The 3,893-nt window shown below is 44.6% G+C and carries 2 protein-coding genes; both read left to right on the top strand.

The window, feature by feature from the left end; all coding sequences use genetic code 11:
• Window positions 1-46: 46 nt before the first annotated feature.
• A complete protein-coding gene (locus tag ACT3SX_RS14305; RefSeq protein ID WP_192992446.1) occupies window positions 47-1,609 on the top strand; it encodes a peptide MFS transporter in 1,563 nt (520 codons plus the stop codon).
• Window positions 1,610-2,016: 407 nt separating this feature from the next.
• On the top strand, window positions 2,017-3,834 hold the full coding sequence (locus tag ACT3SX_RS14300) for an aminopeptidase P family protein (RefSeq protein ID WP_192520328.1): 1,818 nt from the start codon (window positions 2,017-2,019) through the stop codon (window positions 3,832-3,834).
• Window positions 3,835-3,893 lie beyond the last annotated feature (59 nt).

Raw genomic sequence — 3,893 nt, 5'->3', positions numbered from 1 at the left:
GTCTGATGCCAGCATACTTTTTAGAACACCACCAAGGAATAAAGTTATGGGCACAGAAACACAATCGCAGGCTAGTGCTGCTGAATTAGAAGCGCTAGATAATGGTTTTATGGGGCATCCTAAACCGTTACGTCCGTTGTTTTTTACAGAAATGTGGGAACGGTTTTCTTATTATAGTATTCGTCCGCTATTAGTATTGTTTATGGTAGCGACGGTCAGTAGTGGCGGTTTTGGCTTCGATGAGGTCACAGCTTCTGCTATCTATGGTATTTTTGCAGGCTCATTGTATTTAGCGGCCGTACCGGGCGGTTGGCTGGCAGATAATTGGCTGGGACAAGAGCGAGCACTGTGGTGGGGCAGTATTATTATCGCCCTAGGTCACTTGTGTATCGCGCTATCCGCTATGTTTGGTATGACGCTATTTTTTGTTGGCCTGATGTGTATCGTTCTCGGTTCAGGTTTATTTAAAACTTGTATTTCAGTAATGGTCGGAGCTTTGTATCCCAAGGGTGATGCACGCCGAGATAGCGGCTTTACTTTATTCTATATGGGTATCAATATCGGTGCGCTATTGGCCGCCCTTATCGTTGGCGTATTTAAAGAAAAAGGTATGTGGCATGTAGGCTTTGGTGTCGGTGGTCTAGGCATGCTGGCTTCATTATTGATTTATCGTTTTTCAGCTAAAAAAACGTTAAATCGCTATGCTCGTGCCAAAAATATCACTCCTGAATGGGAACAAACGACTGGGCTTTTCAAAAATGTAGGTCGCTGGGTGGCAGGGTTTCTGGCGTTACTTGTCGCCATTACTTTGTTGGTGGCGACTGGTATTATGCCATTTAACCCTGAGATGGTTGCCCAATATATGACGTACATCATTGCAGCAGTAGTGATACTGTACTTTGCTGTCATGTTTATTTCACCGCGATTGGACAAAGCCGATAAGCTGCGTTTGCTGATTTGTTTTATCTTAATCATTGGCTCGACGCTATTTTGGTCGAGCTTTGAGCAGCAGCCAACGTCGTTTAACTTATTCGCCGATCGCTATACAGATCTTAACGTTTTAGGCTTTGAAGTGCCTAGTATTTGGTTTCAGTCGCTCAATCCTTTGTTTATTCTCATATTAGCGCCGATCATCAGCATTGTATGGGTCAAGCTTGCAAATCGAGGCCTTGAGCCGAATAGTATGGTAAAGTTTGCGCTTGGTATGTTGCTCGCTGCCGCAGGCTTTGCATTGATGATTTTTGCCTCAAAAAGTATTTTGACTAGCGATGGCGGTTTGGCTTCACCTTTATGGTTAGTCGGTAGTTTATTATTGCTGACGCTTGGTGAGTTAGCGCTCAGTCCTGTTGGTCTGTCTGCAATGACTAAGCTTGCGCCAAAAGGCATGCAAGGTCAGATGATGGGGCTTTTCTTTGCCTCTATCGCCATGGGTAACTTGGTCGCGGCTTTCTTTGGTGGTCATGTCTCGGCTGATAAAATCGAAGGGTTGCCGGGATTATTTACGATGATGACAACCTTTTTGGTGGTCACAGCCGTTATCTTATTGGCATTAGCCAAACCGATCAATAATATGCTACAAAAAAGCGAGCATGCAGATACGCTGAGCTAATTGAAACACAGGGTTAAAGTGATTTGGTATCAATACTAATACCAGCAAAAATGTTAGATGGCGAGACGTGTTACCATCATCGGTGGCACGTTTTATGGTTGCACTTAGTAAGTTATTGACCCCGCGCTATTGAAAGTCCGCTTTCCGCCCAAACATCTAATGATGCTCTGCTGTAATCCTATAAGGCTATTAAAAATAGCTAGCCTCATTTATCTGCTCATTGACAACATTTTAGTTTTTAAGACATTGAACCGCTTACTTAGGTTTAGATACTGAGCATTCAATGAATGGTAAATAACAAACGCTTAAAACAGTTTTACTTGCTCAAATAAGACGACTATCCATAGTCGCCTCACAATATGATTTTTCTAAATCTCATTTTTTTAAAATCAATAAGGACACTTTTTATGAATAAACAAAGCATCCACGATCGTATCGACAGTCTACGTCAGGCATTAGTAGCACAAGACCTGACCGCGATTATCGTACCATCTGCTGATCCTCATCTATCTGAGTATCTGCCAGAATATTGGCAAGCGCGTTTATGGTTGTCAGGATTCACAGGCTCAGTCGGTACGCTCGTTGTTACCGCTGATTTTGCTGGATTATGGACGGACAGCCGCTATTGGGTACACGCCGCTGACCAATTAGAAGGTACAGGTATTAGCTTAGAGAAGCTTGCACCGGGTCAGCCGAATCATATTGATTGGCTCGCCGAGCATTTGGCGGAGGGTGACAGCGTGGCAGTCGATGGCAATGTATTGTCTATCTCTGAACAAGATAGATTGTTAAATGCCTTTGATGCCAATGACATTACGTTAATCACTGAGCGTGACGTATTTACAGAAATATGGAGCGATCGTCCAGCGCTACCAACTGCCAGTCTATATCAACACGATGCGCAGTTTGTCGCGCAGTCTGCTACCTCAAAACTTGCCGCTGTACGCGCAGGTATGGCTGAGGCAGGCGCAACCCATCACTTGCTTTCAAGCTTAGACGATATTGCTTGGCTGACCAATTTGCGTGGCGCTGATGTTGACTATAACCCTGTGTTTTTGGCACATATGCTGATTGATGCTGAAACAGCGACTTTGTTTGTCGATAATAATAAAGTTAGCGCAGATATTGTACAAAGCTTAAAAGACAGCGGTATCACCCTTGCTGATTATGACGCTGTGCAAGATGCATTAGGGACATTGACTGCTGATGACTTATTGCTATTAGATCCGAGTAAAGTGGCAGTGGGTACGCTATCTAAAATGGCAGACGGCGTAGGTTTTATTGAGCAAATGGCGCCAAGCACTTTGTTAAAATCGGTTAAATCTGAGGCTGATATTGATCATGTACGTGAAGCCATGCGTCAAGATGGTGCTGCATTAAGTGAGTTTTTTGCCGTATTTGAGCAGCGCTTAGCAGACGGTGAACGCTTAAGTGAGCTGGACGTCGATAGTATGCTCATCGAAGTGCGCAGTCAGCAGCCACATTATGTCTCACCAAGTTTTCCAACGATTGCAGGCTTTAATGAAAATGGTGCGCTGCCGCATTACCGCGCAACGCCAGAGAAGTTTAGCTACTTAGATGTCAACGAAGGTGAAGGTGGTTTACTACTCATTGACTCAGGCGCTCAGTATCAAAACGGCACGACCGACATCACGCGCGTGGTCGGTATTGGACACGTAAGCAGCGAGCACAAGCGTGACTTCACCACCGTACTCAAAGCCCATATTGCGTTGGCCAAAGCGCATTTCCCTGATGGTATCGCCTCACCGTTAATCGATGCGATATGCCGTGCGCCATTGTGGCAAGCTCAGATGGATTATGGTCATGGTACAGGTCATGGCGTTGGTTATTTCTTGAACGTCCATGAAGGTCCACAAGTTATTGCTTATAGTGCCAGCACGCCGAAAGAGCGCGCGATGAAAGTAGGTATGATATCCAGTAATGAGCCAGGTTTATACCGCGAAGGCAAATGGGGTATTCGTATCGAGAATTTGGTGGTTAACACACCAGTTGCCAATCCTACTGAGACGGAATTCGGTCAATTCTTAAACTTTGAAACCATCACTTATTGCCCAATTGATACCCGTCTAATTGAGCCTGCATTATTAACTCAAGTCGAGATTGATTGGCTTAATGACTATCATAGCCAAGTCTATGCGGAGCTAAAAGACCGTGTTGAAGGCGCGGCACTTGACTGGCTGACTGAGCGTACTAAGGCTATCTAAAGTAAACGCTTATATCTGCGAATCTAAAATAAAAAATCCCCGTAAAGTTGAACTGACCC

The sequence above is a fragment of the Psychrobacter sp. AOP31-B2-9 genome, from assembly GCF_052378005.1.
Taxonomy (GTDB): Bacteria; Pseudomonadota; Gammaproteobacteria; order Pseudomonadales; family Moraxellaceae; genus Psychrobacter.
This window is presented reverse-complemented; position numbering and strand designations above follow the sequence as displayed.